This window comes from Mesorhizobium sp. M0058 (genome assembly GCF_040323095.1).
GTDB lineage: Bacteria > Pseudomonadota > Alphaproteobacteria > Rhizobiales > Rhizobiaceae > Mesorhizobium.
Window position 1 is genome coordinate 13,074 of record NZ_JAMYUQ010000002.1, and the last position, 23,540, is coordinate 36,613.

At 63.0% G+C, this 23,540-nt stretch carries 31 protein-coding genes; 17 read left to right on the forward strand and 14 right to left on the reverse strand.

Annotation, left to right across the window (positions count from 1 at the left end; translation table 11 throughout):
• Positions 1-6: 6 nt before the first annotated feature.
• On the reverse strand, positions 7-498 hold the full coding sequence (locus NKJ75_RS02865) for a Csu type fimbrial protein (RefSeq protein WP_023685937.1): 492 nt from the start codon (positions 496-498) through the stop codon (positions 7-9).
• 818 nt (positions 499-1,316) lie between these two features.
• On the opposite strand from NKJ75_RS02865, the gene NKJ75_RS02870 reads away from it, so the two are divergent.
• From NKJ75_RS02870 to NKJ75_RS02880, 3 genes are all read left to right on the forward strand, one after another.
• Positions 1,317-1,706 carry a DUF427 domain-containing protein gene (locus tag NKJ75_RS02870; protein WP_023693752.1) on the forward strand — a complete coding sequence of 130 codons (390 nt, stop codon included), beginning with the start codon at positions 1,317-1,319 and terminating at the stop codon, positions 1,704-1,706.
• A gap of 151 nt (positions 1,707-1,857) precedes the next feature.
• Positions 1,858-2,415, forward strand: coding sequence for an RNA polymerase sigma factor (locus NKJ75_RS02875; RefSeq protein ID WP_023693751.1), 558 nt, complete (start codon positions 1,858-1,860; stop codon positions 2,413-2,415).
• A gap of 145 nt (positions 2,416-2,560) precedes the next feature.
• The gene (locus NKJ75_RS02880) at positions 2,561-4,675 is read left to right on the forward strand and encodes an EAL domain-containing protein (protein ID WP_352499173.1); all 2,115 of its coding nucleotides are present in this window, start codon (positions 2,561-2,563) and stop codon (positions 4,673-4,675) included.
• A gap of 37 nt (positions 4,676-4,712) precedes the next feature.
• On the opposite strand, the gene NKJ75_RS02885 is transcribed toward NKJ75_RS02880, so the two are convergent.
• Both NKJ75_RS02885 and NKJ75_RS02890 read right to left on the reverse strand, forming a co-directional pair.
• On the reverse strand, positions 4,713-5,213 hold the full coding sequence (locus NKJ75_RS02885; RefSeq protein WP_023753171.1) for a hypothetical protein: 501 nt from the start codon (positions 5,211-5,213) through the stop codon (positions 4,713-4,715).
• Positions 5,214-5,319: 106 nt separating this feature from the next.
• The gene (locus NKJ75_RS02890) at positions 5,320-5,550 is read right to left on the reverse strand and encodes a DUF6894 family protein (protein WP_023671435.1); all 231 of its coding nucleotides are present in this window, start codon (positions 5,548-5,550) and stop codon (positions 5,320-5,322) included.
• 282 nt (positions 5,551-5,832) lie between these two features.
• Between NKJ75_RS02890 and NKJ75_RS02895 the strand changes: the two genes are divergently transcribed.
• On the forward strand, positions 5,833-6,552 hold the full coding sequence (locus NKJ75_RS02895) for a Crp/Fnr family transcriptional regulator (protein WP_023671436.1): 720 nt from the start codon (positions 5,833-5,835) through the stop codon (positions 6,550-6,552).
• Positions 6,553-6,601: 49 nt separating this feature from the next.
• Here NKJ75_RS02895 and NKJ75_RS02900 read toward each other — a convergent pair whose 3' ends face one another.
• The 4 genes from NKJ75_RS02900 to NKJ75_RS02915 all read right to left on the reverse strand — a co-directional run bounded on the left by NKJ75_RS02900 (position 6,602) and on the right by NKJ75_RS02915 (position 8,594).
• Complete coding sequence (locus NKJ75_RS02900) at positions 6,602-6,895, reverse strand: DUF982 domain-containing protein (protein WP_023685943.1); 294 nt, start codon at positions 6,893-6,895, stop codon at positions 6,602-6,604.
• Positions 6,896-7,008: 113 nt separating this feature from the next.
• Positions 7,009-7,185 (reverse strand): hypothetical protein, encoded by a 177-nt coding sequence (locus NKJ75_RS02905; protein WP_023671438.1) that lies wholly within the window; start codon positions 7,183-7,185, stop codon positions 7,009-7,011.
• Between the two features lie 402 nt (positions 7,186-7,587).
• Positions 7,588-7,953 carry a VOC family protein gene (locus NKJ75_RS02910; protein WP_023697758.1) on the reverse strand — a complete coding sequence of 122 codons (366 nt, stop codon included), beginning with the start codon at positions 7,951-7,953 and terminating at the stop codon, positions 7,588-7,590.
• 83 nt (positions 7,954-8,036) lie between these two features.
• A complete protein-coding gene (locus NKJ75_RS02915) occupies positions 8,037-8,594 on the reverse strand; it encodes an RBBP9/YdeN family alpha/beta hydrolase (protein ID WP_023697757.1) in 558 nt (185 codons plus the stop codon).
• Between the two features lie 84 nt (positions 8,595-8,678).
• Here NKJ75_RS02915 and NKJ75_RS02920 point away from each other — a divergent pair, with 84 nt between their 5' ends.
• Both NKJ75_RS02920 and NKJ75_RS02925 read left to right on the forward strand, forming a co-directional pair.
• On the forward strand, positions 8,679-9,182 hold the full coding sequence (locus tag NKJ75_RS02920; protein WP_023671442.1) for an Lrp/AsnC family transcriptional regulator: 504 nt from the start codon (positions 8,679-8,681) through the stop codon (positions 9,180-9,182).
• Between the two features lie 145 nt (positions 9,183-9,327).
• Complete coding sequence (locus NKJ75_RS02925) at positions 9,328-9,741, forward strand: DoxX family protein (RefSeq protein WP_023700688.1); 414 nt, start codon at positions 9,328-9,330, stop codon at positions 9,739-9,741.
• 22 nt (positions 9,742-9,763) lie between these two features.
• On the opposite strand, the gene NKJ75_RS02930 is transcribed toward NKJ75_RS02925, so the two are convergent.
• The 5 genes from NKJ75_RS02930 to NKJ75_RS02950 all read right to left on the reverse strand — a co-directional run bounded on the left by NKJ75_RS02930 (position 9,764) and on the right by NKJ75_RS02950 (position 12,292).
• Entirely contained in the window at positions 9,764-10,069 is a 306-nt protein-coding gene (locus tag NKJ75_RS02930) for a hypothetical protein (protein WP_023671444.1), read from the reverse strand.
• Positions 10,070-10,163: 94 nt separating this feature from the next.
• On the reverse strand, positions 10,164-10,433 hold the full coding sequence (locus NKJ75_RS02935) for a hypothetical protein (RefSeq protein WP_023697755.1): 270 nt from the start codon (positions 10,431-10,433) through the stop codon (positions 10,164-10,166).
• A 114-nt stretch (positions 10,434-10,547) separates the two neighbouring features.
• Positions 10,548-10,742: a hypothetical protein gene (locus NKJ75_RS02940; protein ID WP_023689866.1), complete on the reverse strand. Its 195-nt coding sequence runs from the start codon at positions 10,740-10,742 to the stop codon at positions 10,548-10,550.
• A gap of 42 nt (positions 10,743-10,784) precedes the next feature.
• On the reverse strand, positions 10,785-11,228 hold the full coding sequence (locus NKJ75_RS02945; protein ID WP_023671447.1) for a Ros/MucR family transcriptional regulator: 444 nt from the start codon (positions 11,226-11,228) through the stop codon (positions 10,785-10,787).
• A gap of 248 nt (positions 11,229-11,476) precedes the next feature.
• Positions 11,477-12,292 carry a class I SAM-dependent methyltransferase gene (locus NKJ75_RS02950; RefSeq protein ID WP_023835349.1) on the reverse strand — a complete coding sequence of 272 codons (816 nt, stop codon included), beginning with the start codon at positions 12,290-12,292 and terminating at the stop codon, positions 11,477-11,479.
• Between the two features lie 439 nt (positions 12,293-12,731).
• Here NKJ75_RS02950 and NKJ75_RS02955 point away from each other — a divergent pair, with 439 nt between their 5' ends.
• From NKJ75_RS02955 to NKJ75_RS02965, 3 genes are read left to right on the forward strand one after another with little or no spacing between them, the layout of a single operon-like run.
• Positions 12,732-13,157 (forward strand): hypothetical protein, encoded by a 426-nt coding sequence (locus NKJ75_RS02955; protein ID WP_352499174.1) that lies wholly within the window; start codon positions 12,732-12,734, stop codon positions 13,155-13,157.
• Positions 13,150-13,536 (forward strand): hypothetical protein, encoded by a 387-nt coding sequence (locus NKJ75_RS02960; RefSeq protein ID WP_352499175.1) that lies wholly within the window; start codon positions 13,150-13,152, stop codon positions 13,534-13,536. The genes NKJ75_RS02955 and NKJ75_RS02960 overlap by 8 nt, the downstream gene beginning before the upstream one ends.
• Positions 13,436-14,173: a terminase large subunit domain-containing protein gene (locus NKJ75_RS02965; protein WP_245260234.1), complete on the forward strand. Its 738-nt coding sequence runs from the start codon at positions 13,436-13,438 to the stop codon at positions 14,171-14,173. The genes NKJ75_RS02960 and NKJ75_RS02965 overlap by 101 nt, the downstream gene beginning before the upstream one ends.
• Before the next feature lie 333 nt (positions 14,174-14,506).
• Here NKJ75_RS02965 and NKJ75_RS02970 read toward each other — a convergent pair whose 3' ends face one another.
• On the reverse strand, positions 14,507-15,328 hold the full coding sequence (locus tag NKJ75_RS02970; RefSeq protein WP_023697745.1) for a HEAT repeat domain-containing protein: 822 nt from the start codon (positions 15,326-15,328) through the stop codon (positions 14,507-14,509).
• Between the two features lie 46 nt (positions 15,329-15,374).
• Between NKJ75_RS02970 and NKJ75_RS02975 the strand changes: the two genes are divergently transcribed.
• The 3 genes from NKJ75_RS02975 to NKJ75_RS02985 all read left to right on the forward strand — a co-directional run bounded on the left by NKJ75_RS02975 (position 15,375) and on the right by NKJ75_RS02985 (position 18,024).
• The gene (locus tag NKJ75_RS02975; protein ID WP_156936549.1) at positions 15,375-16,079 is read left to right on the forward strand and encodes a hypothetical protein; all 705 of its coding nucleotides are present in this window, start codon (positions 15,375-15,377) and stop codon (positions 16,077-16,079) included.
• A gap of 373 nt (positions 16,080-16,452) precedes the next feature.
• Positions 16,453-17,211, forward strand: a complete 759-nt coding sequence (locus NKJ75_RS02980; RefSeq protein ID WP_352499176.1) for a phage terminase large subunit family protein — start codon at positions 16,453-16,455, stop codon at positions 17,209-17,211.
• Between the two features lie 138 nt (positions 17,212-17,349).
• Complete coding sequence (locus tag NKJ75_RS02985) at positions 17,350-18,024, forward strand: hypothetical protein (RefSeq protein WP_352447931.1); 675 nt, start codon at positions 17,350-17,352, stop codon at positions 18,022-18,024.
• A 433-nt stretch (positions 18,025-18,457) separates the two neighbouring features.
• On the opposite strand, the gene NKJ75_RS02990 is transcribed toward NKJ75_RS02985, so the two are convergent.
• Positions 18,458-18,877, reverse strand: coding sequence for a hypothetical protein (locus NKJ75_RS02990; protein ID WP_156929835.1), 420 nt, complete (start codon positions 18,875-18,877; stop codon positions 18,458-18,460).
• A gap of 148 nt (positions 18,878-19,025) precedes the next feature.
• Between NKJ75_RS02990 and NKJ75_RS02995 the strand changes: the two genes are divergently transcribed.
• The 5 genes from NKJ75_RS02995 (at position 19,026) to NKJ75_RS03015 (ending at position 23,476) form a co-directional block, all read left to right on the forward strand.
• Entirely contained in the window at positions 19,026-19,553 is a 528-nt protein-coding gene (locus NKJ75_RS02995; protein ID WP_352499177.1) for a hypothetical protein, read from the forward strand.
• The gene (locus tag NKJ75_RS03000) at positions 19,495-19,689 is read left to right on the forward strand and encodes a hypothetical protein (protein ID WP_156033718.1); all 195 of its coding nucleotides are present in this window, start codon (positions 19,495-19,497) and stop codon (positions 19,687-19,689) included. The genes NKJ75_RS02995 and NKJ75_RS03000 overlap by 59 nt, the downstream gene beginning before the upstream one ends.
• Positions 19,690-19,993: 304 nt before the next feature.
• A complete protein-coding gene (locus NKJ75_RS03005; protein ID WP_352499178.1) occupies positions 19,994-21,181 on the forward strand; it encodes an acyltransferase family protein in 1,188 nt (395 codons plus the stop codon).
• 211 nt (positions 21,182-21,392) lie between these two features.
• Entirely contained in the window at positions 21,393-23,159 is a 1,767-nt protein-coding gene (locus NKJ75_RS03010; RefSeq protein WP_352499179.1) for a portal protein, read from the forward strand.
• On the forward strand, positions 23,156-23,476 hold the full coding sequence (locus tag NKJ75_RS03015) for a Bbp19 family protein (protein ID WP_031246925.1): 321 nt from the start codon (positions 23,156-23,158) through the stop codon (positions 23,474-23,476). The genes NKJ75_RS03010 and NKJ75_RS03015 overlap by 4 nt, the downstream gene beginning before the upstream one ends.
• Positions 23,477-23,540: the final 64 nt, after the last annotated feature.

The following is a 23,540-nucleotide window of genomic DNA, read 5'->3' on the forward strand; positions in this document are numbered from 1 at the left end:
CGATTGTCAGTACGTTATGGTGATCGCAACGGTGTCGGTGTAGAGGCCCGCCGCCGGTGTCGTCTGCGGTGGAACACGCCCGTAGACCGTCAGCGGCTGAATGGCGCCGTTGCCGGTTCCGCCGACCGTGTCGGTGGGGATCGTGGTGCCCCAAAGCTGCGTCCGGGTGCTTTCCCTGTAGATGGTGTAGTCGATCGTCGCCGACGCCGGCCCGGTCATCTTGCGAACAGCAACCGTTGCGCCCGCGCCCGCTCCGGCGCTCAGACCAACATTGTAGGACTTGCCGGTCGTGCATTGCACGTTGATGGTGCTGGTCTGGTCGACATTCGCATCAATGACACCGTGCGAGCCGAAATCGAGATCGCTCGCCGTCTGCACCTTGCATTCGTCGGTAATCGTGATGCGGACATTCATGCTGCCCGTCGCGGTCGCGGCGATCGCGGGCAGGATGGGAAGCAGCGACGCTCCCGCCAGCAGCGCATATTTCAGCAATCTCATGCGTGTTTCCTCCGTCGGGCAGACCGTTCCTCGCAACACAGTCTTGACCCGGATTTCACTCCTACAGCTCCTCCGTTGCATGCTTCGCAAGACATCAACGATACAGTAATGTCATAAGCGAACTGTGCAATGATTATTACAACTTAGATTCGGATTGCGACAGCGAATAACTTCGGTATGTATCGGATAATTTTGGTTAATATTTGGTTAACAGAGATGAAATGGACATTTTTCCGAAGTGAAAGTTTGTCTGTCGAAAATTTATTTTGCTTCTCGTGCCGAAAAGGCGAAATATCTGGCAAATCATCTTGATTTTGTAGAGTCTCACCTGTCGTCCTTTATTATCGATATTTCGCGGCGTGCACCGGCGCCAAGCAGCCATCGCCATAGCCGCGCCGGTAGCTGTTCGCGCCTGTCCAAGCCTTGCGGTCGTGCTGACAGGGCCGCATTCGCCAAAACCGTGTTCCGCCCGGCCCAAGCATGGCCGTCCCGGCTGAGATAAATCCACCGCCGTCGGATCGCGGCGAAACACATGCGAATCGTTCTTGCCACGCTGGCCCGGATTTCCTTCGGCGGCGCATCGGCCGGACGGGAGATGCGCCTGTTGTCCCTTGGAGCCATGATCCACGACCGGCAGCCGCGCGGACCGGCTGCCAGACGTCAGAAAAGGAAGAACGATGAAGAAGACCTATGAAAAGCCACAGCTCGAAAAGCGCCAGAAGCTGTCGCGTGTGACCGCTGTCGCCGGCCCATCAGTGACCAGTGAGAGCTGACGCCGTCGACCGGCATCGAACCACCAGCGGACAAGGAGAGCAGTCATGGATCAGCATGCGAACCCGTCACCCGGCTTCAGGCGCAATCCGGGCAAGGTGATCACCGTCGAGCCCTTCACCGGGCGTGTCGTCGTGTTTGCAAACGGCACCATCATCGCTTCCTCGGCAAAAGCCAAAATGGTGACCGAGCCGCCCCATCCCTTCTCCTTCTACATCCCGTTCGAGGACATCGACTTCCGCAAGCTCAAGAAGACGGAGCGGTCGACGCTGTGCCCCTACAAGGGTGACGCCAGCTACTGGAACGTGCTGCCGGCGGGTGAAACCGGCAACGACGCGATGTGGGCCTATGAGCAGCCTTTCGACGAGATGACTGAAATTCGCGACCACGGTGCCTTCTACCCACACCGGGTCACCATCGACGCCGCGCCGCGCTGAGCGCGTCATGCCTGTCGCCCAAAAGTGCCCAGCGTTTTTGGAGCCGACGACAGGCATGAACAGAGGAATTTTTCAGATCAGCCAAAGCTGTCCTCACCCGGGGGCGCAGCGGTTTTGCGGCAACGGCATGCCGAAACGAAGACAAAAGGTCATGGACGAAAAGCAGAGAGCAATTCTCGACGAAATCCCGCGCCTGCGCCGCTATGCGCGCTCGCTGCTGCGCGACCGCGATTCCGCCGACGATCTCGTCCAGGACTGCCTGGAGCGGGCGCTGCTGCGGCTGGACAACTGGCAGACGGGAGAGAGCCCGCGAAAATGGCTGTTCACGATCATGCATCATCTGTTCATCGACCAGATGCGCAAGGTGAACCGGCGAGGCGAGGCCTCGATGCTGCCGCTGGAGGCCGGCGAGGTGCAGGCCTCTCCCGCCGACCAGCTGGAGAATGTCGCGGCCCGCGAGATCATCGACGCGCTGCAGGCGATCAGCCCCGACCGCCGTGCCGCGCTGACCATGGTCGCCATCGAGGGCTTCTCCTATGCCGAGGCCGCCGAGATGCTCGGCGTGCCGGCCGGCACGCTGATGTCGCGCATCGCGCGCGGCCGTGAGGAACTGCGCGGCCTGCTCGAGGACAATGCGCGCCGCCGCGCGATAAGGATCGTCGAGCCAGGCCCGGGCAGGGCGGTTCCAATCAGGGCGCCAATGGCATGACGAGCCCCAATCGCATGATGACGCCTTACGGCATGGTCCGGCACGATTGCAGGCCTTGTCCGCACTGTGGGCGCGGCGCACCCGGTAACGCTTTCTTCTCTGCTTGCGTGCATAGTGGCGGCGACGGAGTGAGCGAAACCAGGGCATGGCTGAAGAGAAAATACGCAACGGCGAATTCTGGGCGCTTGCGCTCGAACGCGCTCATCTCGGCGTATGGGACTGGGATATTTTGAGCGGCGACTGTTTCTATTCGCCGACCTGGTCGCACATGCTGGGTTATGAGGATGGCGAGCTTGCCAACAGCGACGACCTCTGGCTGAAGCTGACGCATCCCGACGACCGCCAGCGGGCGCTGGCCAGCGGAGAGCGGCACATTTCCGGCCTGACCGCCTCGATCGAGACCGAGCTACGCCTCAAGCACAAGGACGGCCACTGGATCTGGGTGCTGGACCGCGGCGGCATTGTCGAGCGTGACGAGACGGGCAGGCCGGTCAGGCTGATGGGCGTGCAGACCGACATCAGCCGGCAGAAAGAGGCGGAAGCCGAACTGGAGCGGGTCAATGTGCGCTTTCGCCTGGCGCTGGCGGCCAGCGGCACCGGCATCTGGCATCACGATATCGACGCCAACAAGAGCTATTGGGACGCCCGCACCAGGGAGATATTCGGCCTGGTCGCCGACACCGACGAGGTGGCCGCCGACCTTTGGCATTCCTATCTGCACCCCGACGACAAGGATGCCGCAGAGCGCGCCCATCTGGCGCCGCTTTCGACCGACGGCGTCGTCGCCGCGCAATACCGCATCGTCAGGCGCGACGGCGAAATCCGCCATGTCGAATCGCTGGTGCGCTTCATCGCGGCGCCCGAGACGGCGGGCCAGATTCTCGGCACCGTGCGCGACATCACCGAGGACAAGAAGCGCGAGCGGGAACTCGCCTACGCCGCTCACCACGATGCGCTGACCGGCCTGTTGAACCGTGCCGCCTTCGACCGGCTGCTGGCCGTGCATATCGCCACCGAGCGGGCTTTGCCGCTGGCGGTGTTCTATGTCGATCTCGACTACTTCAAGGCGCTCAACGACTTTGCCGGCCACGCCGCCGGCGACCTGGCGCTGAGGGGTGTCGCCGCCGGTATTCTGGGCTGCCTGCCGGCATCGGCGCGTGCCGCGCGCCTCGGCGGCGACGAGTTCGCGCTGCTGGTGCCCAATTGCCAATCGGCCAAGGCCGAGGCGCTGGCCGGCGCGATTCTTGCGGCGGTCCGTGACGCCGACCTCGGACTGCCGGCGACCTCGCGAAAACTCGCGGCCAGCATCGGCATCGCCTTCGTCGAGGACACCACCACCACGGTTGCCGATGCGTTGGCCTGCGCAGACGACGCCTGCTATGCCGCCAAGGCGGCCGGGCGCAATCGCTTCGCGGTGTTTTCGGCCGATGCGGCGTCGGGCTCCGGCGGCCTCAACGCGGCGCGTGTCGCCGCCGACACGGTCGACGCCATGGATGACGGGCGGCTGAAACTGTTCGGCCAGGAGATCCATCTGCTCGGCCAGCCCTGGAAGGAGAGCCGCCATGTCGAGGTGCTGGCGCGGCTTGCCGGGCGCAATGGCAAGCTGATCCCGCCCAGCGAATTCATTCCGGTCGCCGAGCGCTTCGGCATTGCCTCGCGGCTGGACCGCTGGATCATCAGGACAGCGCTTTCGCAGCATGGCAAGGCGATGCGGTCAGGCGCCATCATGCTCGGCTTCAATCTGTCGGCGCAGACGCTGAGCGATCCGCTGCTGTGGGATTTCGTCGACGCCGTCATCGCCGAGACCGGGGCGCCGCATTCCGGCATCGGCTTCGAGATCACCGAGACCGCGGCCGTCACCAATTTCGACGCCGCCGAGCAGTTCGTGCGCAAGGCGCGCGAGCGGCAATGCCGCGTCAGCCTCGACGATTTCGGCGCCGGCATGAGCTCGTTCGAATATTTGCGGCGCTTTCCGGTCGATCAGATCAAGATCGACGGCTCGTTCATCGAGAATATCGCGGAAAGCCGTTTCGACCGCGAGATCGTCTCGGCCATAGCGGGCATCGCCAAAAGTCTCGGCTGCGCGGTGGTGGCCGAAAAGATCGAGCAGCAGGAAGCGCTCGACATTCTGCGCGGCATGGGCGTGGCCTATGGCCAGGGTTTTCTGCTTCACCGGCCGGAGCCGCTCGAGGCGATCGTCGCGCGGGCCGGCGAACAGTCACCGGCCAGCGGACAGTCGCCGGAAAAGCGCTTCGGCTGACGGCTCTCATCGCCTCGGGCTCGCGCGACTTGTCCGGCTAACCGGCGTCGGCCTTTTCCTGCTTTCGCTGCGCCGCCTCTTTCTTGCGGCGCAACACCTCATCTGTACCGACAAGGTCCTTCGAGCCGCCGGAAATGGCGGTCGAGACGACGGCGGGCGGATCGCTGGCCGGAAAACTGTCTTCGAGGCCTGATTGCAACTGCTCCTCGAGCGTCTGCGGGTTCTCGGAGCGGCCTTCGGCGCGGCGCTCGCCAACGGCTTCGACATCGCTCTTGGTGTCGGGGTGAGCGCGGGCTTCCGATATCGTCGACACCACCAGCTCGATGGCGAACTCTTTCATCGCCTCGGCTTGCGGCCCATCGACATCGGAGTCTTCGATCAGGCGGATGAGCGACTTTTCCAGGGCGCCCAGCTCCTTGACGCCCTGACACCGCGCCAGACGCTTGGTGAGCCAACCGATCAGCGCCGGGGCAAAGGTCGAATAGGCAAGCCTGCGTGTGTCGTCGACCTGCTCGGGATGAAGCTTTTGCAAGGACATAGATGCCTCCAGTCAATCAGCCGTGCAGCTTCTGCCGCTGGCCCCTCCTTAGGAAACAGAGGGGAGGGCAAGAGGTTCCATACAGTCCTCGACAGGGTCGACGAGTTCAACTCCACAGCGACGCCATTGTCAGCGACGCTTCGAATATCTGCTCCCTGTTCTCGTTCAGCATCTTGACGGTGATCCGCCGGTGGTCGCCCTCCGGTATCTCGTCGCGCGCCACATCGTGCAATATGCGCAGCGCTTCGGCTCCCGCGCGCTCCCGGCTGGGAAAAAGCTGCCCCTCTTCGTCAATCTGGGTCTCGGCGTTGTACAAGTCGAAGTAGAACCGTTCCATGTGTGCAAGGATCCCTGCTGGAGAACGCTAAAGCGCGTCGCGGTTGAAAGGCGCAGGCGACGCGCTTCAGGTCTGTGTTTTTATGCATGTCGTTGTCTCAAATCGGGGCCATTTTTGAGCGACATGGATTAAATCCCAACCCGCACCCATGGTTCCATGCGACTGTGTCCTGAGCAGATTTCCTGCCAGGAGCCGTCGCCGTGCCGGCCGATTGCAACCGCACCCGATCTCCGGCGTTTGGCTAGGCCACGAATGTCCACGAAATCTCGAACTGGATCCTCGATGCTAGAACCGCTTTATCTCAACCTTGGCCAGCATGACGCTTTGTCCGAGCAGGAAAAGGGGCTGCTGGCCGCCGCCATGACCATCGAGATGGATTTTGCCACCGGTCAGGACATCGTTTCCGAGGGATCGAGGCCAGGCTACAGCACGCTCATCATCGAGGGTCTGGCGGCGCGCTACAAAGTGCTGGAGGATGGCGGGCGCCAGTTCACCTCGTTGCAGGTGCCAGGCGATTTTGTCGATTTGCACGCCTTCCTGCTCAAGACAATGGACCATGGCATTATAGCTTTGTCGCCATGCCGGGTGATCGCCGCCGACCACAGTCGGCTAAGGACGATCACCGAACAGGCACCTCATCTCAGCCGCTTGCTTTGGCTGGACACGCTCGTCGATGGCGCCATCCATCGGGAATGGATCGTGGCCATGGGCCGGCGGTCCAAGACTTCGCATCTGGCGCATCTTGTGTGCGAGCTGTTCGTGCGGCTCCAGGTCGTCAAGCAGACCAACGGCATGAGTTTCCGGCTTCCCCTGTCGCAGGCGGAACTGGCCGATGTGCTTGGGCTTTCGGTCGTCCACATGAACCGGGTCATCGGCGCGCTGCGCAAGATCGGTGTGATCGGCTGGGCAAATTACATGGTGACCATTCTGGACTGGCAGCAGCTGGTGGAAATCGCCGAGTTCGACCCGACTTATCTCAGCATGAACCGCGAGCCGAGATAGGCTATCCGGCGTTCGCCATGACATCGCAGGCAATCCGTCAGCCGGTCTTTCAACGATGCCCATCCAGCGACGCCAATTCGTCGAGCATGGCAAGGGCGGCACTTGGCTTCGCCGGCTTCAGCAAGCCTTGTTGGGCGGCGGCATTCTGGAAAGCGGCAAAGGCGATGTCCGGGCGGCAAATGCCGTTCAACGCGTCATCCACCAGCCTGTCGGCCGCCTTGTAGGCCGCCGTCTGCTTGTTCTTCCATGTTCCGCCTAGCGCCCTCCTGGCGTCGGCGATCGACGACACCGTCATCGCGCTGCCGTCCACGAATCTGATCGTCAGGGGCAGAAAACGGCTCATGCGCTCACCATCCAAACCATTCGCGCCTCGCCCGGATCGATCTCATCACTTGCCTCCTTGAAAACGGGATCGCCATAAACGAGGAAATCACAAACTGGTTGCAGCCCGGCGAGCTACATGTTGCTTGCCGGCCAGATCGGCCGATGCGGACGATAAGGCGGCCGCGGCGCCGGCTTCAACGGGATGTCGGCGAGCGAGTTGCGGATCGGCCTGAACAGTATCGGCGAAGACGCGGCGCGGCGGTGCAATACCGCGGCTGACAATTTGGCAATCAGATTTCGAACGTCCATGGGACACCTCGAGCGCGTTGAGAGTCCCCCCATCGCGATCACCTACCACCTCACGCCCAGCATCCGCATTTAACTTTGATATAGGCCGGACGAATACGCGCCGCGCGCAATGTCTGCCGCCGAGATTCTGCCGATCCTCGGCGGCGGCTATTGAGGGCGGTGCCAGGCTGGCGGTCACGCATCCCAGCAGCGACGTCGCGGACGCTGCTGCAACCGGATGAATTTTCGTGCATTCTTGTGCATGGCCACAATGCTTCGAACCGACACGCCGGCAAAATGCTGCTCCTATTGCGGTTCGCGAGAGCATGACTACGAGGATTGTCCGAAGCGTAAAGCAGAGGCGGAGCGGCAGTGGGAAGGCCAGGCAAAGCCCGGCGCCGAATCCGAGGCGACGGCCGAAGTCTAGCTGGGCTCGAACAGCTCGATCACGTTGCCGGACGGGTCTTCACAAAGAATCTGTCGCCCGCCCGGACCTTCGACGATCTGGTTGCGGAACCGCACGCCGGCCTCGACCATCTTAGTCACGATTGACGGCAATTGCTCGACCTCGAGCACGAAGCGGTTCCATCCGCCCGGCTCGGGTGTCCGGCCGTCCGGCATCGGCCTGGCTGCCGACGCCAAGGGACCGGCGAGCCAGAGCGAGAGGTCGCCGCGCGTCAGGATGGCCATCGCCGGACCGAATTGCTGCTTCAGCGCGAAGCCCAGATAGCTCGTATAAAACGCGATGGACAGATCGACATCGCGGACCAGATATCGGACGGACACCATTCGCAGGCTCCCTCACAAACGCCCCTCCCGAGAGATAGCTGGCGGGACAAGTCGGGGCAAGCCCGCGCGCACGCTTCGGGCGCCTACGGTGCGATTGCGTGGTCGGCCTGTCTGTCTCTCACGAAGGCCGTCAGCAGCTCCATTCCCGCCGGCCAGTCGCCCAGCCCGCTATTGCTGTTGATGTGACCAAGCGGCCCGGCGATGTGCAGTTCGCTGCCCCATTGTGTGGCTTTCTCACCGGCATAGCCGTTCGGATCATAGGGATCGTCGGTGCTGGCCACGATCAGCGAGGGGAAGCGAAGCGGCCCGCGCGGCGTATCGGCGAAGGGAATTCCGTAAGCGGGATAGACCGGCGAGGCCGGGTCGGGAACCGCAACCAGAAACGCCCCGCCGATCCGACGGCTCGACACCGCCTGCCAATGCGCGACCAGCAGGCAGCTGAGACTGTGGGCGACGAGCACCGGCGGGGTCTGTGCCTGTGACACCGCGACGTCCAGCGCCGCCACCCAGTCGTCGAAATCCGGCAGCTCCCAGCTTGCCGGGCTGAAGCGGCGCATCGCCGGGTCGGCCTGTTGCCAGCGTGTCTGCCAGTGGGCCTCGCCCGATCCGCCGCTGCCCGGCAGAATGATGAAGTCGGTCATGGAAAATCCTGTTTCTTCGCCGCAGATGATGTCCCAATCCTAGGGCTTCTCCTTGTTCGCGGAATGAGAGATCATCGGAAAGCGATGAAGAATTCCGATGGATTGAAGGTGTTCATGGCAAACGGCGATTACCGGCCACGGCTCGACCCCACCGACATGGCAATCATCGAGATCATGCAGGAGGATGGCCGCATCGGCATTTCCGAACTCGGCCGCCGCGTCGGCCTGTCCCAGCCCGCGACGTCGGAGCGGGTGAAGCGGCTGGAGGAGCGCGGCATCATCGCCGGCTACCGGGCCGCGATCGATCCCACCGCCCTCGGTCTCGGCACCATGGCCATGATCCGCCTGCGCACCACGCATGAGCACATCCAGACCTGCCTGAAGAAATTCGCGGCCATGCCGGAAGTGGTCGAGGTGCTGCGGGTGACCGGCGAGGATTGTTTTCTGGTCAAGGTGGTCGTGCCGTCGCCGCCCGACCTCGAAAGCATCGTCGATGCCATCGGCCGCTACGGCGCGGTGACGACCAATGTGGTGCTGCGCGCCGAGCCGCCGAAACGGTTGGGGCGGGAGCTGATGGCGAAGCTCTGAGCGGCCACGCGCGGCAAGAGGATTGCAAGCGCCTCCTTTTGCGAGGTCCGGCTTTGCCGCGAAAGAATTTCGCGGGCTGGTGTAGGATCGGCGGCGTGGCGCCCGTCCTTGGGGCGAAACCCGTTGCAAACCTTTGGAGCACATCATGGAAGCCGTTCAATCGCCGTGGCAGACCGCGGCCATTCTCATCGCCCGCCTGACCTTGGCCGCCATGTTCGCGATGGGAGCAGCCTTCAAGTTCATGGATATGAACATGACCGCCGGCTACATCGCCGCCGCCGGCTTCCCGTTCCCGCTGTTTCTGGCCTGGTGCGCCGCGATCCTCGAAACGCTGCTGGTGATCGCCTTGCTGACCGGAGCGTTCTTCACGCCGGCCGCCCTGGTCGCCGCCGTCTACGTGGTCTTCCTCGGCTTTGCCTTCCACGGTCCGTCGCACTGGACCGGCAACCAGGCCGAGTTCGGCGCCTTCATGTCCCATTTCCCGTTCGCCGCCGGCCTGCTGTTCGCCGCCGTGCATGGACCGGGCAGCGTGCTGGCCTCGAAGATTGGCCGAGGGTGAGGCCCCGCGTCGGCAGACCGCCTCACATCTGGTCGTTGTAGGGTTCCTTCATCTGACCGACCATGCGGGCCAGTTTCGAGAAGGACGGCATGTCCGCCTCCGGCTGGCATTGATTGGCCAGTTCCAGCAGTCGGATCGGAAAGTTGACGGCGTCGCGGTTGGACTCCGACATGCCGTCGGACCGCTCCTCGCCGGTTTCGATGGCCTCGGCCTTGCGCAGCGCAATGTCGATATCCTCCACCGTGAGCAGACCCTTGCGCACCAGCACCTGATTGATCGAGGCGACGGCCATCAGCAGGCCTTCGAGTTGCAGATTGGCGACGTTCATGGCTGTTGCTCCCATTTGGCTCACGCTCAACGCATGAGCCGCTGTTACGATCCGGACGGGGATGCAAGCGATAGGCGTCGGCCGATGGCCTGCGCTACTCTTCCATCCAGCGGCGGCCATATTCGGCCCACAGCGCCTTGACCTCCCGGCTGCCGAGGCGCGGGGCCGAGCCGTCGCCATAGGCGATCGAAACGCCGCTGATGTCGTAATGGGGATGGGCGTCGATGACGAAGCGGATCGCCTCGCCGAGCGGCCTTCTGCCGATGACCGGATCGGCCTGGCCTTGGCCGACGCTGCGAACGCCCGAAACAGTGGCTGGCGCTTGCCGCATCCTGAACACGGATGCCATGGCTGGTTTGTCCATCCCGCTCTCCCCCGAGTTGGAGTGGAATGATTCCATAAGAGCCAGCTAATGACCAGTCGCTAGACGGCCTGTCGAAGGCTGCGTCTTGTATCCTGCAGCCGGTTGAAGGACTGTTCAGGCCAGCGGATCCGCCGCCGGCGGCCTGGCGGGAAGGCCGAGCCTTGTCCGCTCGCCGTCGGCAAACTCCTCGGCCGCTTCCTGGGCCATGAACAGATGCTGGGTCACCGTGCCATTCTCGGCAACCAGCACCGCCCATTGGCGGCGGTCGACACGTTCCACGCGAACGTCATTGGGCTCTCCGGCCACCACGATCGTCCTCCAGCAGGCGTACGGCACGGAGGGGGCGTGCCTTTACGCCTTGGTCTTGCTCTTGGCCGGCGCCTTGGCGGCCGGCGCCTCGGGTGTCCTGATGCCGAGCCCGAACTCCTTTGCCAGCTCCGATCGCTTGGCGGCGTAGCTGGGCGCCGTCATCGGATAGTCGCCGGGCAGGTCCCATTTGGCGCGATAGGCTTCCGGCGTCATGCCATGGGCGGAGCCGAGATGACGCCGCAGCGACCTGAACTTCTTGCCATCCTCGAGGCAGTAAATGAAATTCGGCGTTACCGAGCGCTTGCGGTTGACCGCGGGCTCAGGCGCAGGTTGCGGCGGAGCAACGGGATTGTCCACGGCCGCGAGCGCTGCATTGACGCTCTCGATCAACGCCGGCAGGCTATCCGGAGGCACTGAATTGTTGCGCACGAATGCCGCGACGATGTCGGCGGTCAGATTTATATTTCGGATTTTGTCCTCAGACATGGCTTCTTTTGCCCCCTTGATGCCAAAGGGCAAATTATCAGACAACATCCGCCGACGGCATGGCACTTTAGAACATATGCATATGACTTGACGCCGGATGTGGTAGCGCTAGCATCGCCGAGTCTCCGATCGATGTCGATGTAGGAATTCTTTCCTGACATATCTTGACCGGTGAGGGCAGCTATGCTATGATTTGTTCATGGTGCTGATTTGCGCCGCCGACCCGCCGCCGAGGCGGGTTTTGTTTTTCAGGCCGGCTTGGAAGCGATGACGGCCAGTGACGCGAGTTTTCCCTCGCTCAGGCTGCTTATGTAGTTTTTTCGCCGATGCACGAACTCGGCGCCGAGCACGATCTCATTGGCCTGCTGCTGGGCGGGCGAGGGCACGATGCTGGAATTTGCCCGTTTCAACGCCAGCTCGACGTGATCGCCGGTTTCGTCGATGACATCGTCGACCCGGAATCCGGCTGAAGCAAACACAGCCTTCAGGGTCTCGCCGTCGACAAGATGGCTGGCCGCCGACGACACCGCCCAAGGCAAGGGATAGTAAGGCTCGCCGTCCGCCAGCACCGCCTCGGTCCAGACAAGCCTGGCTTTCGGCTTCAGCACGCGCCACGCTTGCCCAATGACCGCCGCCTTGTCAGCGATATTCATGCCGACATAGAAGCAGATTGCCGCGTCGAATGTGTCGTCCGCAAAAGGCAGCCTTGTCGCATCGGCCTCATGGAAACGCACTTTGTCGCCGAGGCCGCAGAGCTCGGTCAATCGGCGGGATGCCTCGACGAACGCCTGCGTCAGGTCGACGCCGTCGACGCTGCACCCATAGGTCTCGGCAAGGAACCGGGCCGGGCCGCCAATGCCGCTGCCGATGTCCAGAACCCGATCGCCAGCGGAGGGCGCAAGACGCGCGGCATGCTCCTGCGTGGCGATCAGCTCGCGGCCATGAAGCTGATCGAACGGATAGAGTTGTTTGGCTGCGAGGCTGCCGGCCCTGGCGTCCGGCACAGCCGACAGGATGCGCTCGACGATGCCGCCGCTGCCATAGTGACTGGTCACATTGCTCATTGCGCTCTCCGACGAGGCCCAGCATCCCATCGAAGCGGCCCTCGCGCAATGCTGGCGGCGCCAAAGGACGAGGCTTTGACTGGAGTAGGAATTATTTCTTATCTGCATTGACGGGTGAGGGCAGCTTTGCTATGATTTGTCCATGGTGCTGATTTGCGCCACCGACCCGCCCACGAGGCGGGTTTTGTTTTCCTGATGCCACAACGTGCGGATATCGGATGTCGGCGGGACAGCACCCCCCTCTGGCCTGCCGGCCATCTCCCCCTCAAAGGGGGAGATCGGACTGCCGCCTTGCTTTCGCCAATCGTCAGCGCTGCAAATTGGTCGCGACCCTGGAGCTGCCAATCTCCCCCCTTGAGGGGGAGATGTCCGGCAGGACAGAGGGGGGCGTGAAGGAACGCTATCCTCGGTTCATTCTGCCTTATCCGCGAGGCCTCCCTTGTCCAACCGCTATGCCACCATCATCACCGACGATGACGGCCGCGAGGTCGTCAGCGCCATTGGCGTGTTCGAGGGCGCTGCCCCGCAGGCGCGCATCGGCCGTATCGAGCCGGTCGTGCCGGGCGTGCTGATCGGCATGGTTCGCGGTGGTCCTGTCGATGCCATCGGCGGCTTCGGCTTTCCGCGCGGCGCGCACGACGCAAGGGCGATCGCCAGGGCAAGCCTGAAAGCCGCGTCTGCCGGAAAGCGCCACGCGCCGGCCGCTGATGCAGCCCGCAAGGCCGCCCCAAGACGGTCAGGGCCAAAATCGGCACGGCGCAAGTCCGGCAAGATCAAGTCCGGCAAGATCAAGCGGGCAAGGCCGGCAAAGCAGGCGAAGCAGGCAGCGACCGCCGAGCCCGCCGGGATCTCGGATCATGGCTGACCGGACGGCGCTGCGTGCGCGCCCTGGCCGCAAGGCGACTGCCGCCGCTGCCAAGCCGAAGCGGACGAAGAAGACGCTTGGCGATGATTTCCTCGACGCGGTTCGCGCCGATTTCCGCGCCCATGGCGCCGGCGTGATTGCCGCGGTCCGGGCCGACAAGCCCGACCAGTATCTGAAGATCGTGCAATCGGTGCTGCCCAAGGATCTGGCCAAGGATTTGCATGTTTCATCTGACAATCTGGAAGCCCTGAGCGATGACGAGATCCGCCGCCGCATCCGTGGCTTCGAAGCCGTCCTCGGGCCGTTTGGCGACCAGCCTGAAGACGCGCCGCCACTATCTGGCGCTGCTGCAGGAGCTGGACCGCAGGCACAGGACTAACCAGCTTGCCGCCTACCGGCCTTATCCCAGGCAGGCTCAGTTTCACGCCGCCGGCGCGCAGAACCGGGAACGTCTGTTCATGGCCGGCAACCAGCTCGGCAAGACCAGGGCCGGCGGCGCCGAATGGGCCATGCATCTCACCGGCCGCTACCCCGCGTGGTGGCAGGGCAAGACCTTCGACACCCCCGTCAGGCTATGGGCTGCCGGCGTGACGGGCGAGGGCACGCGCGACAACCCGCAGCGCGTGCTGGTCGGCCCGCCGCAGCAGCAGGCGGCATGGGGCACCGGCATGATCCCGGCCAACGCCATCCTGCACACGACGATGGGCCGCGGCGCCCCGGGCGCGCTCGACAGCATCGTGGTGCGCTGGGGCGGCGGCGGCGACGTGCAGGCCGATGAATCGGTGCTTTCGTTCAAGAGCTATGAGAAGGGCCGCGAAAAGTGGCAGGGCGAAACCCTGCACGGCGTCTGGTTCGACGAGGAGCCGCCGCTCGATATCTATTCCGAAGGCCTGACCCGCACCAACGCGACGGGCGGCATCACCATCGTGACGTTCACGCCGCTGCTGGGCATGAGCGACGTGGTGTTGCGGTTCTTGACGGCGCAGGAGGTTCTCCCTTCCCCCCTTGTGGGGTGAGCAGCTGGTTCGCGAAGCGAATTCGTCGTGCCAGTGGCACGACGAAAGGCCGGCGAACGCCGGGACGCTGCGGAGCGGCGGGGACCCGGCAGGTTGGATCGGCCACCACCCGGCCCTTCGCAGGCTCAGGGCGTTCGAAGCTCGAAAAGCCAAGCAATTGGCTTTTCGTCCGCCACGCGGACCGCTTCTCACCCCACAAGGGGAGAAGGTAAGAACCGCCACGCCCGGCGCAAATATCGTGCGCGGACAACATCATACGACATTACTTTGAATCAGTTCGGCAGGCTCTACGTCCTGTCACGTCGCTATCTTGACCCCGAGATCAGCGGTGCCTCAGGCGATTGCCGGCAATGATGATTGCCATACGGCGTGGTGCGATATCTGGTTGTGCTCGATGCAATCGGTTGCCAGTTTGCTGATTTCAGGATCGGCGGACGCCTGCGCCCATTCGACGAACGCGTCAACAACGACCAACCTCGCCCGGCTGGCCAGCCCCAAGCCGTAACGGCGCACTACCGGCTCTGAATGGTCGAGCATAGCACGGATCATGCCTGATGCATCACCTCGCCATTGCCCGGAGATATCGGCGATCGCCGAAAACGGCGTTTGCGGCCTGAGCAACGCGGCGTGCTGACGCGCAAGCTTTAACTGCCAGTCTTTTGCAAAGCGCACAAATTTGACGGCTCCCATGCGTACACCATCGTGATAATCATCAAGGGCAAACAACGCCTGCGCGAGATGCTGACCATCGTTCCGCGTACTGCATCGCAAGATAGACTCCACGGCATCGAAGCGCGTGCGCGGGTTGCTGTCCCCAAGCAGCGCGGCCAGCTCACCCACCATCGAACTTATGTTCTGGTTTTGAAAGGTGGCAATAAACGCACCCGCCGCTCGCGTCTCAGCATTGGCAGATGTCAGCAGGAGACGAAGGCTTTCCAACGGCACCGTCTTGCCGAGCTCGCCGAGAAGGTCGTTGGCAAGCGCGCCATCGTCATCATGCGGGGACGACAGCAGCCGCTCCAGCATCTCCTGACCTGTCATGGCATTTGTCGATTTGCCGAGTGGCAGCAGGATCTTACCGCCTTCGCTGAAAAAAAGATGAGCAACCTCGCTGTCCTCGGCGGACAGGCGCATCGCCTCGAATAGATCTGTCATGGCAAAGAGTGGCTGTCCCACCCGCGTAGAGTACAGGCCGCGCAGAATGCACCAGCCCAGACGCATCGATGTCGCCGATGCACGGCAAGACCTACCGCATAAAGCGATAAAGGAAAAGATGAGAGCGAAGCTTTCCCGTTTCGGCGCGTTGCGGAATCGCGAACCGCGACTAGACTGGTGGCCAGGTTGTCGAGGAACCAAGTCCATGAACAGGCGGCAGGTATTGACAGGCGGTTTGTCGTCGCTTGTCGTGTCGCCGGCGGGTGGTGCTGAGGTATCAAAGCCCCAGGTGCCCAAATGGCGACCCTCGTTTTCACAACCCATCGATCGCATCGAGGAACGGTTCGGCTATTACTTCGACAGAGGCCGTGACTTTGCCATCCTTGAAAACGGCACCTGCGTGCTGACGGAAGCCGGCCTGTCCGATGAGGCGGCAGCCATGGCCGCCATCCAGACGCTTGCCATGATTTACAACTATCACCCGGACATGAAGCCGTCCGACATGGATGATGGCAACGTGCTGGTCAGCTACAATCATCCAGCCTTCAATGTCGTGCTTTCCGACGTTGCGAATGCGCATTGGCAAGAGATCGAGGCCCGCCACCAGGATGGGCTGGCTACGGGCGAGGTGCTGATCACGCCGCTGGGGCAGAATGTGTTCGATGAGCTCGGCAAAGAGGCGCTGCTTGGCAGGTGCTACATGTTCATGGATGCGCAGGCGCCAAAGGTGATCCGCATCAAACCCAGTTGATAAGTCGAATCAGGGGTATTTGGTGCCGGCAAGTTGCCTGGCACGACCTTCGGCGGTTGGCGATTTGCGCGTTAATGGGCCGCACAATATTTTCTCTCGACCGGTATACTGATATATATAGAGCATACAGGATTGATTGGGAGTGTCGGGGACGCAGACCTCGCGTTTGAACCCTGTTCCTGGATCGGTACGGGTTCTGCAGATTTTTTTACTAGTATCGTAAGGAACATTCGCCTGGCTGGTGCATGCCGATGCACTGGCGGCAATGCCGACAACGATTGCAATCCGAATCATGTGTTCCCCCAAGTCTTGGGTCAGCTTCGCATTGATGAGCGCTGGTATCAATGGCCACACTCTATTGGAGCATGCTTGCATGACCCGTCACGTCACCTTCATGACCATAGACGACGTCGAACACTATTCGCCTGACGAGCGCGCCGCGATCGTCGCCGCCTATCCCGAACATGAGCGCGAGGCGCGGGCGCGCGGCATTCCGGTGCTGGGCTCCGGCCGCATCTTTCCGATTGCCGAGGAGCTGATCGCCTGCGAGCCGTTCCGGCTGCCGCGCTACTGGCCGCGGATCGGCGCGCTCGATTTCGGCTGGGACCATCCGTCGGCCGCGGTCGAGCTGGCCTGGGATACGGAGGCCGATGTCGTCTATATCTCCAAGGCGGCGCGGGCCTCGCAGCAGACGCCGGCCATGCAGGTGCTGGCGCTGAAGCCATGGGGCGAATGGCTGCCCTGGGCCTGGCCGCGCGACGGCCGCCGCGAGACGCTGGAAGGGGCGGGCACGGCGCTCGCCAGGCAATATGCCGCCCACGGCTTGAACATGCTCACCGGCCACGCCCGCTTTGCCGACGGCTCGGTCTCGGTCGAGGCCGGGCTGATGGAAATGCTCGACCGCATGCAGTCCGGCCGCTTCAAGGTGTTTTCGACCTTGCTGCCCTGGTTCGAGGAGTTTCGCCTCTACCACCGCAAGGACGGCCATGTGGTCAAGCTGCGCGACGATTTGATGGCGGCGACGCGCTACGGCTTGATGATGCTGCGGGAAGCGGTGGTCGATCCGGCGGAGTTCAGGGCGGCGCGAAGGCGGACGACCGGGCAGAGTGATCCGCTGGGGGCGTTTCGGTGAGGGGCAAGCGCCCTCGATCTTTCCAAGAGTCTTCGATCCGACAAAGCCCGCGAGGCGGGCGGGCGAACGCGTGTGGCCCGGCCCTGCTGTGGTCGCCAGCGCTGCGCGCCTTTGTTCAAAGCCAGGGAGCAGCCAACAATGGTACACATCATCCCACTCTCCGTTGGTCGGCGACGGCTCGATACGGGGAACGCAGTGCAGTATCCGCAAGGGTCGCCCATCGGCGGCGCCATGCAGGGTTTTGGCGACGAGCTTTCCGCACTGGCCGAGCACTACCGGAAGATGACAGAGCGACAGGAGGCCTTCGACGCCGAGATCGCGCGCCGCCAATTCAACGGCCGGATCGCGTTGGCCGAAGACGAGGTGGCGGCGAAGGCGCCGGCCGACGGCGCGGGCATGCACGAGGCCATGTACGGCCAGCTGGACCCGTATGACGGCCGAGCGGTGAAGCCCGGTCTGTTCGACAAGATGTTCGGCGAGGTCTTGCCGAGCATGCCCGAAAGCCAACGCGCCAACTTTGCCAAGCAGAAGGAGGCGATGCGCATGGCAGGCGCGGTGCGCATGGCGCAGCGGCAGCTCCAGCGGCGCAAGGATTATGAACAGAACCAATGGTCCGGGGTCCAGCGCGCCGAGCTTGACGCCATCGCTCAAAGCAATCCCAACGACACTGTGGCTTTTAACGCCGCTCGCCGGCGCGGCCTCGATGTTCTCGACAAGATGGGCCTCGACCCGCAGGGCAAGTTGCAGGCCGAAGCCGCGTGGCGGGATAGCACGGCAAGGACACGGATTGGGGCTACAGCATTGAAAGCGTAGTAAACAGCAAGGATCAATTCTCAGACGTTAATGGTCCGACCTCCAGGTCTAAGCATAATCGATCCGACATCGATCAAGTACCCATCGGCGACCCACGTTTTCCTAAAGCATCGAGGATAGTTGACGAATACCTAATGCAGCGTGCATCAGGCGAGCCGTCATCGGTTGATGATAATCTTAGCTATGGTAGTCCAGATTATGCAGGCGAATCTGGTCTTAAGTGGTTACTGAAATTAAAATGAAGCGTGGTCTTCATTTGCATGGTACGCCTCCCGATTTGCTGCGGTTCCTTCCGGGAAAATTTGGTATCAATTTACCAGAGGACTACTATTCAGCTTGGCCGTAAAATAGATCGATATCGGTGCCGCTCAGAAAGGGCCACCTCTTTATTAGGCGGTGTCCTTTATTGTGAAAACAATCATCATCCGTTCAGCTACGGCGCGCAGCCAACATCAACAAAATTTAGTAGTGGTTCGACGCCTTCATCGTCCCGAACGGTATAGAATGCATCTGGGTAAGTTTCAGCGGACCTCCAATTGAAGTTCTTGACTGTATCCGGACCTACCGCAAACATATAGGAAGGCATCGGACCACTGATAAATCCGTGGTCGCCCTCTTTCGTCACCAGCTCCGCCGCCGTGGCCGGCTGCAAAAGCTTCTTATCCGCCGTGAAGGCGGCTTTACCGGAACCTTGTCTGATGACGGTCACGACAATCCCCGACTCGAGTTCCTTGAAGAGCACGCCCTTTGGGCAGCTTTGCCACAGAGTGTCCGTCTTATCCACGTCGTCCGACTGAGCCGCGCCAAATGGCAACGCAAACACCGCCATCGCGGCGAGAATGAGCGATCGCAACGATACCTCCTATGGTTGTATTTCGAACGTTATAGCCCTGTTATGGTTGTGGCAAGCGCTGCGAAAGCATTGACGTCATCTTTCGACGCCTTTGATGGCAGGATTCCGAGGGTCTTCGCAACGCTGCCTCGCGCGGGATGGGATATCCATGGCCGTCCGCATCATTCCCGCCACGCTGCGCGATCTCTCCTACATCGCCGCGAATCTGCGTGCCGAGGACCGGGCCGAGATCGACTGCCAGCTTGACCATTGGTCGCCGGCCCTGCTGGCGGTCACCGCGCTGCAGGGCTTTGCCTATGTTGCCGAGCTAGACGGCAATCCGGAGGCCGGCTTCGGCGCTGCCGAACAGCGCGGCGGGCTGTGGATCGCCTGGAGCTGGGGCACGCGCCGCATGAAGCGCTGCGTGCCTGGCATCACCGGCCACTTCCACGCCGTGCTCGGGCCGCAGGTCGCGGCGCGGGGCGCCTGGCGGGTCGAGGCGCGGGCGCTCGCCGCCAACGAACTGGCTCTGCGCTGGCTCGGCCGGCTCGGCGCCACCCAACGCTGCCGGTTGCCTGGATATGGCCGCAATGGCGAAGACTTTTTCCTCTACGACTGGACAAGAGAAGGCTGGAACCATGTGTCTCTTTCAAAAGCCGCCGGCGCTGAAGCCGCTGCCACCGACCCCGACCATTGAAGACAAGGACGTGCAGGCGCGCGAGGCCGCCCTGCGGACTGAACTCGAACAGCGCCAGGGCACGGCGGCGACGGTGAAAACCGACCTCGCGCCCGGCGACCTCACCGGCCAGCGCCGCGTTCTGCTGGGGGTATGACCATGACCGCGATGAAACGCAGTTTCAGCAAGCGCGTGCTGGCGTGGTGGTACTGGCGACGGCATGCCAGGCTGGTGAAGCGGAGGTGACGCATCTTACCCTCCGCGTTGTGGGGAGGGTCGTAGGCTGAGCCGCACGGTACGTGCGGTTCAGCCTGCGGGGTGGGGTCTGCGCTGCACCCGTCTCCCTCGCTTTGTTTTGCAAAGCGAACTCGCCGACCCTCCCCACAAGGGAGAGGGTGTAGCAATTCGTCATCTCTCAGCGGCTTGACAATCGCTCCTCAGGCGCCATGCTGCAGTGCAACATGGCTAGCTACGAAACCAGCATCATCAAGTCTTCGCGCATCGAATGCCTGGACGGGCTTCGCGCGCTTGCGGCGATCTGGGTGCTGGTCGGGCACTGCATGCTTTTGACCGGCTGGCAAATTCCGATCGTCGGCGAGCCGGATCTCGGCGTCGACCTGTTCATCATGCTGTCCGGCTTCCTGATGGTGTTCCACTATCAGCTGCGCCAGGAAAAGGAGCCTTGGCAAAGACCGGAAACCTGGCTGAAATTCTGGACGCGCCGCTATTTCAGGATCGCGCCGCTGTTCTATGTCATGCTTTTCCTGGCGCTGGCGCTTGGCCCCTATCTCTACGATTGCAGGATCATCATCGACGATTTCCTCTCCAGATCGCACCAGGCGCCGGAACGCTACCTCGACGGCAGCCTGAAAAACATCGTTGCCCATCTCACCTTCCTGTTTGGGCTGGTGCCGAACCTCGCCTATCGCACGCCGCTGCCTGACTGGAGCCTGGGGCTGGAGATGCAGTTCTATGCCGTGTTCCCGGCCGTCATGCTGCTGGTGCGCAGGCTGGACTGGATGAGGAGCGCCCTTGTGGTCGCGGCGGCCGGCTGCGTCATCGTGTTTGCGATGCGGCTGTTGTCGATCCATTTTCCGATGCCGTCCTTTCTGCCGCTCAAGATACAGATATTCCTGTGCGGGATGCTGCTGGCCGGAGTCGTGCATCAGAGCCAGCCGCGATCTATCCTGTACTTGGCACTGGCGCTGCTGCTGGCGGCGCTGCCCTTTGGCGGCGACCAGGGGCTGGGCAAGCTTCTGGTGCGTGAAGCGCTGGTGGCGGGCTTCTTTGCGCTGGTTCTCTACCGCATGCTGCCTGGAAGGGCGGGAACGCTGGCGCGAGCGATCGCCGTGACGCTCAGCAACCGGTTCTTCCACCTGATGGGCGAGCTTTCCTTCAGCATCTACCTGATCCATCTGCTGGTGCTGCAGCCCGTCGCGGCGTTCGTCATCAGTGAGTTCGGCCACGAATTGTCGGCGCCGCTGCGCTTCGCCATCGTCGTTGCCGTTGTGCTGCCGACGGTGACGTTGCTGTCCTGGATCACCTACACTCTGATCGAGGTCCCCGGCCAGAAGGCGGGCCGCTTCGTCGTCCAGCGCTTTGGCCGGAAAACTGCGCCGGTGCTCGAGGGCATCAAGCGCAGCGCGTAGTCGGCTGAAGCTGCCGATCTCCCCCCGCGAGGGGGAGATGTCGCCGAAGGCGACAGAGGGGTCGGTGCGACCGGACGCGACCTTCCACCACCGACAGATGACGCTAGCGCTCTACGCGCGGCGACCCCCTCTGGCCTGCCGGCCATCTCCCCCTCAAGTGGGGAGATTAGCTGCTTCGCCGTCCATTCACATCCTACCCAGCGAGCCCTTCATGACCGATTCCCGTGCCCGCGATATCCTGTCTCGCCAATCCGAGCTCGAGACCGAGCGCTCTCAGTACGAGGCGGTGTGGGAGCAGGTGGCGGAATTTTGCGATCCCGATGCGCCCGATGTCTGGAGCGGCCGCAGGAGCGGCGGACCGGATTCGCAGGCCGAGCGGCAGGAGCGGCGCGGTGCCCGCGTCTATGCCAACACCATCAACTCGGCCGCCAATCGCCTCGCCGCCGGGCTCGAAAGCCTGATCATCCCGCAGTCGGAAAAATGGCACGGGCTGACCACCGCAGAAATGAACGACGAGGAGACCGATGAGGAGAAGGAATGGGCGGAGGGCTTGCGCGACTTCCTGTTTGCGCTGCGCTATTCCGCCAACTCCAATTTCGTGCCGGCCACGCAGGCCTGCCTGCGCAATGTCGTGCGCTATGGCCCGGCCTATCTCTATGCCGAGGAAGGCTTTGGCGGCACGCTGATCCGCTATGCCTCGATCCCCGTGGTCGAGGGCTATCTCGCCCGCAACCGCTGGGGCCAGGTCGACATTTTCCACCGCCGCTACGAGCGCACGGCAAGACAGGCGGCGCAGCTGCTCGGCTACGAAAAAATGCCGGCGCGGATCAAGATGCTGGTCGACGATCCCGCCAAATGCGAGACGAAAATCTCGCTGATCCAGTGCATCCAGCCGCGCGACGAGCGCAAGATGTACCGGCTTTCCGGCGACTACCAGTATCTCGACACGGCATTCGCCTCCTATCACGTCATCGAGGACGAGGAGGAGATCGTCAGGGAAAGCGGTTTCCGCTCCTTCCCGGTGTCGACATTCAACTGGCGCCGCTACGAGGGCGATCCCTATGGTATCTCGCCGACCATCGAGGCGCTGACGACGGTGCGCGAGGAAAACGCGGTGCGCCGCTCGGGCCTGCGCGCCCTGCAGCAGATCACCGATCCGGCAACCGCGTCCAAGGCCAGGCTCGATTATGTCCCGGTGCTCAACCCCGGCGAGAATTATCCCGGCCTCATCGACGACAATGGAAGGCCCCTGATCCAGCCGATCGCGACCGGACAGAACCCGACCTACGCCTTCAACTATGCGGCCAGCCGGGCGGAGGAAATCCGCGACATGATGTTCGTCAACCTGTTCCAGACGCTGGTGCAGAACCCGCAGATGACGGCGACCGAAGCGCTCATTCGCCAGGAAGAGAAGGGCGCGCTGCTCGGCCCCTCGGGTTCGATCATCCAGGCCGGCTTTGCCAGCAATCTCGACCGTGAACTCGGCATTCTCGAGGACAAGGGCCTCTATGATGAAGACAGCCGCTTCGCGCCGCCGGAAAGCCTCGCCGGCAAGGCGGTGCGGCCGACCTTCACCGGCCCGCTCGATGTGCTGCGCCGCTCGGCCGAGGCGCGCGACACCATCCAGGTGGTGACGACGGCCATGCAGATGGCGCAGTTCGATCCCGGCATCATGGACAATATTGACGGCGACGAGGCGCTGAAGATCGTGCAGAGCGCCGGCCGCAGCCCGCAGCGCATCTTTCGGCGCAAGGAGGAGGTGGAGGGTCTGCGGGGAGCGAGAGCCCAAGCTCAGCAAGCCCAGGCCGGCATGGCGGCGATCGCCTCCGCCGGCAAGGTCGCCAAGGATGCCGTGCCGGCCGCCGTGCAGGCGCGCGACAGCGGCCTGCTCGACGCATTGATGCTGCAGGCGGGCGGCGGCGGGCAAGCGACGGCCGTGCCGGCCGCGCCAGCCGCCAACAGTGAGCAGGGAGCATGAGCGGCAAACGCTTCGCCCGCGCCAGTCAGGCCGGCGGTCCCGCCAAGGCGCGCGACGCGCTGACCAAGGCCTATCTCAGGGTCTTCTCCGGCGAGGACGGCGAAATGGTGCTGGCCGATCTCGCGGCAACCGTCGGCTACTACCGCCGCCCGTCCTATGGCGAGTGGATGGCCAGGACGAGGACGCCGAACGGCTTCGAACTGCACAGCGCGCTGAGCAATGCGCGGGCTGAGGTGGTGCAGCACATTATGGGGTTTCTGACGCTGGACGAGACGCAGCTGGCTGCGCTGGAGAAGGCGGCACGGGCGGAAGGATAGGCGGCATCCGCAAAGCTGCCAATCTCCCCCCGTGTGGGGGAGATGTCCGGCAGGACAGAGGGGG

What these genes read in the sequence shown, in the direction of transcription:
- NKJ75_RS02975 (WP_156936549.1), top strand. Translation starts at nt 15,375, where the DNA reads ATGCACCAGCCCAGACGCATCGATGTCGCCGATGCACGGCAAGACCTA.
- NKJ75_RS02925 (WP_023700688.1), top strand. Translation starts at nt 9,328, where the DNA reads ATGGAAGCCGTTCAATCGCCGTGGCAGACCGCGGCCATTCTCATCGCC.
- NKJ75_RS02960 (WP_352499175.1), top strand. Translation starts at nt 13,150, where the DNA reads ATGGCTGACCGGACGGCGCTGCGTGCGCGCCCTGGCCGCAAGGCGACT.
- NKJ75_RS02875 (WP_023693751.1), top strand. Translation starts at nt 1,858, where the DNA reads ATGGACGAAAAGCAGAGAGCAATTCTCGACGAAATCCCGCGCCTGCGC.
- NKJ75_RS03010 (WP_352499179.1), top strand. Translation starts at nt 21,393, where the DNA reads ATGACCGATTCCCGTGCCCGCGATATCCTGTCTCGCCAATCCGAGCTC.
- NKJ75_RS02980 (WP_352499176.1), top strand. Translation starts at nt 16,453, where the DNA reads ATGACCCGTCACGTCACCTTCATGACCATAGACGACGTCGAACACTAT.
- NKJ75_RS02910 (WP_023697758.1), bottom strand. Translation starts at nt 7,953, where the DNA reads ATGGTGTCCGTCCGATATCTGGTCCGCGATGTCGATCTGTCCATCGCG.
- NKJ75_RS02890 (WP_023671435.1), bottom strand. Translation starts at nt 5,550, where the DNA reads ATGGAACGGTTCTACTTCGACTTGTACAACGCCGAGACCCAGATTGAC.
- NKJ75_RS02880 (WP_352499173.1), top strand. Translation starts at nt 2,561, where the DNA reads ATGGCTGAAGAGAAAATACGCAACGGCGAATTCTGGGCGCTTGCGCTC.
- NKJ75_RS02930 (WP_023671444.1), bottom strand. Translation starts at nt 10,069, where the DNA reads ATGAACGTCGCCAATCTGCAACTCGAAGGCCTGCTGATGGCCGTCGCC.
- NKJ75_RS02900 (WP_023685943.1), bottom strand. Translation starts at nt 6,895, where the DNA reads ATGAGCCGTTTTCTGCCCCTGACGATCAGATTCGTGGACGGCAGCGCG.
- NKJ75_RS02995 (WP_352499177.1), top strand. Translation starts at nt 19,026, where the DNA reads ATGGCCGTCCGCATCATTCCCGCCACGCTGCGCGATCTCTCCTACATC.
- NKJ75_RS02865 (WP_023685937.1), bottom strand. Translation starts at nt 498, where the DNA reads ATGAGATTGCTGAAATATGCGCTGCTGGCGGGAGCGTCGCTGCTTCCC.
- NKJ75_RS02885 (WP_023753171.1), bottom strand. Translation starts at nt 5,213, where the DNA reads ATGTCCTTGCAAAAGCTTCATCCCGAGCAGGTCGACGACACACGCAGG.
- NKJ75_RS03005 (WP_352499178.1), top strand. Translation starts at nt 19,994, where the DNA reads ATGGCTAGCTACGAAACCAGCATCATCAAGTCTTCGCGCATCGAATGC.
- NKJ75_RS02915 (WP_023697757.1), bottom strand. Translation starts at nt 8,594, where the DNA reads ATGACCGACTTCATCATTCTGCCGGGCAGCGGCGGATCGGGCGAGGCC.
- NKJ75_RS02950 (WP_023835349.1), bottom strand. Translation starts at nt 12,292, where the DNA reads ATGAGCAATGTGACCAGTCACTATGGCAGCGGCGGCATCGTCGAGCGC.
- NKJ75_RS02895 (WP_023671436.1), top strand. Translation starts at nt 5,833, where the DNA reads ATGCTAGAACCGCTTTATCTCAACCTTGGCCAGCATGACGCTTTGTCC.
- NKJ75_RS02945 (WP_023671447.1), bottom strand. Translation starts at nt 11,228, where the DNA reads ATGTCTGAGGACAAAATCCGAAATATAAATCTGACCGCCGACATCGTC.
- NKJ75_RS02870 (WP_023693752.1), top strand. Translation starts at nt 1,317, where the DNA reads ATGGATCAGCATGCGAACCCGTCACCCGGCTTCAGGCGCAATCCGGGC.
- NKJ75_RS02920 (WP_023671442.1), top strand. Translation starts at nt 8,679, where the DNA reads ATGAAGAATTCCGATGGATTGAAGGTGTTCATGGCAAACGGCGATTAC.
- NKJ75_RS02970 (WP_023697745.1), bottom strand. Translation starts at nt 15,328, where the DNA reads ATGACAGATCTATTCGAGGCGATGCGCCTGTCCGCCGAGGACAGCGAG.
- NKJ75_RS02935 (WP_023697755.1), bottom strand. Translation starts at nt 10,433, where the DNA reads ATGGACAAACCAGCCATGGCATCCGTGTTCAGGATGCGGCAAGCGCCA.
- NKJ75_RS03000 (WP_156033718.1), top strand. Translation starts at nt 19,495, where the DNA reads ATGTGTCTCTTTCAAAAGCCGCCGGCGCTGAAGCCGCTGCCACCGACC.
- NKJ75_RS02985 (WP_352447931.1), top strand. Translation starts at nt 17,350, where the DNA reads ATGGTACACATCATCCCACTCTCCGTTGGTCGGCGACGGCTCGATACG.
- NKJ75_RS02905 (WP_023671438.1), bottom strand. Translation starts at nt 7,185, where the DNA reads ATGGACGTTCGAAATCTGATTGCCAAATTGTCAGCCGCGGTATTGCAC.
- NKJ75_RS03015 (WP_031246925.1), top strand. Translation starts at nt 23,156, where the DNA reads ATGAGCGGCAAACGCTTCGCCCGCGCCAGTCAGGCCGGCGGTCCCGCC.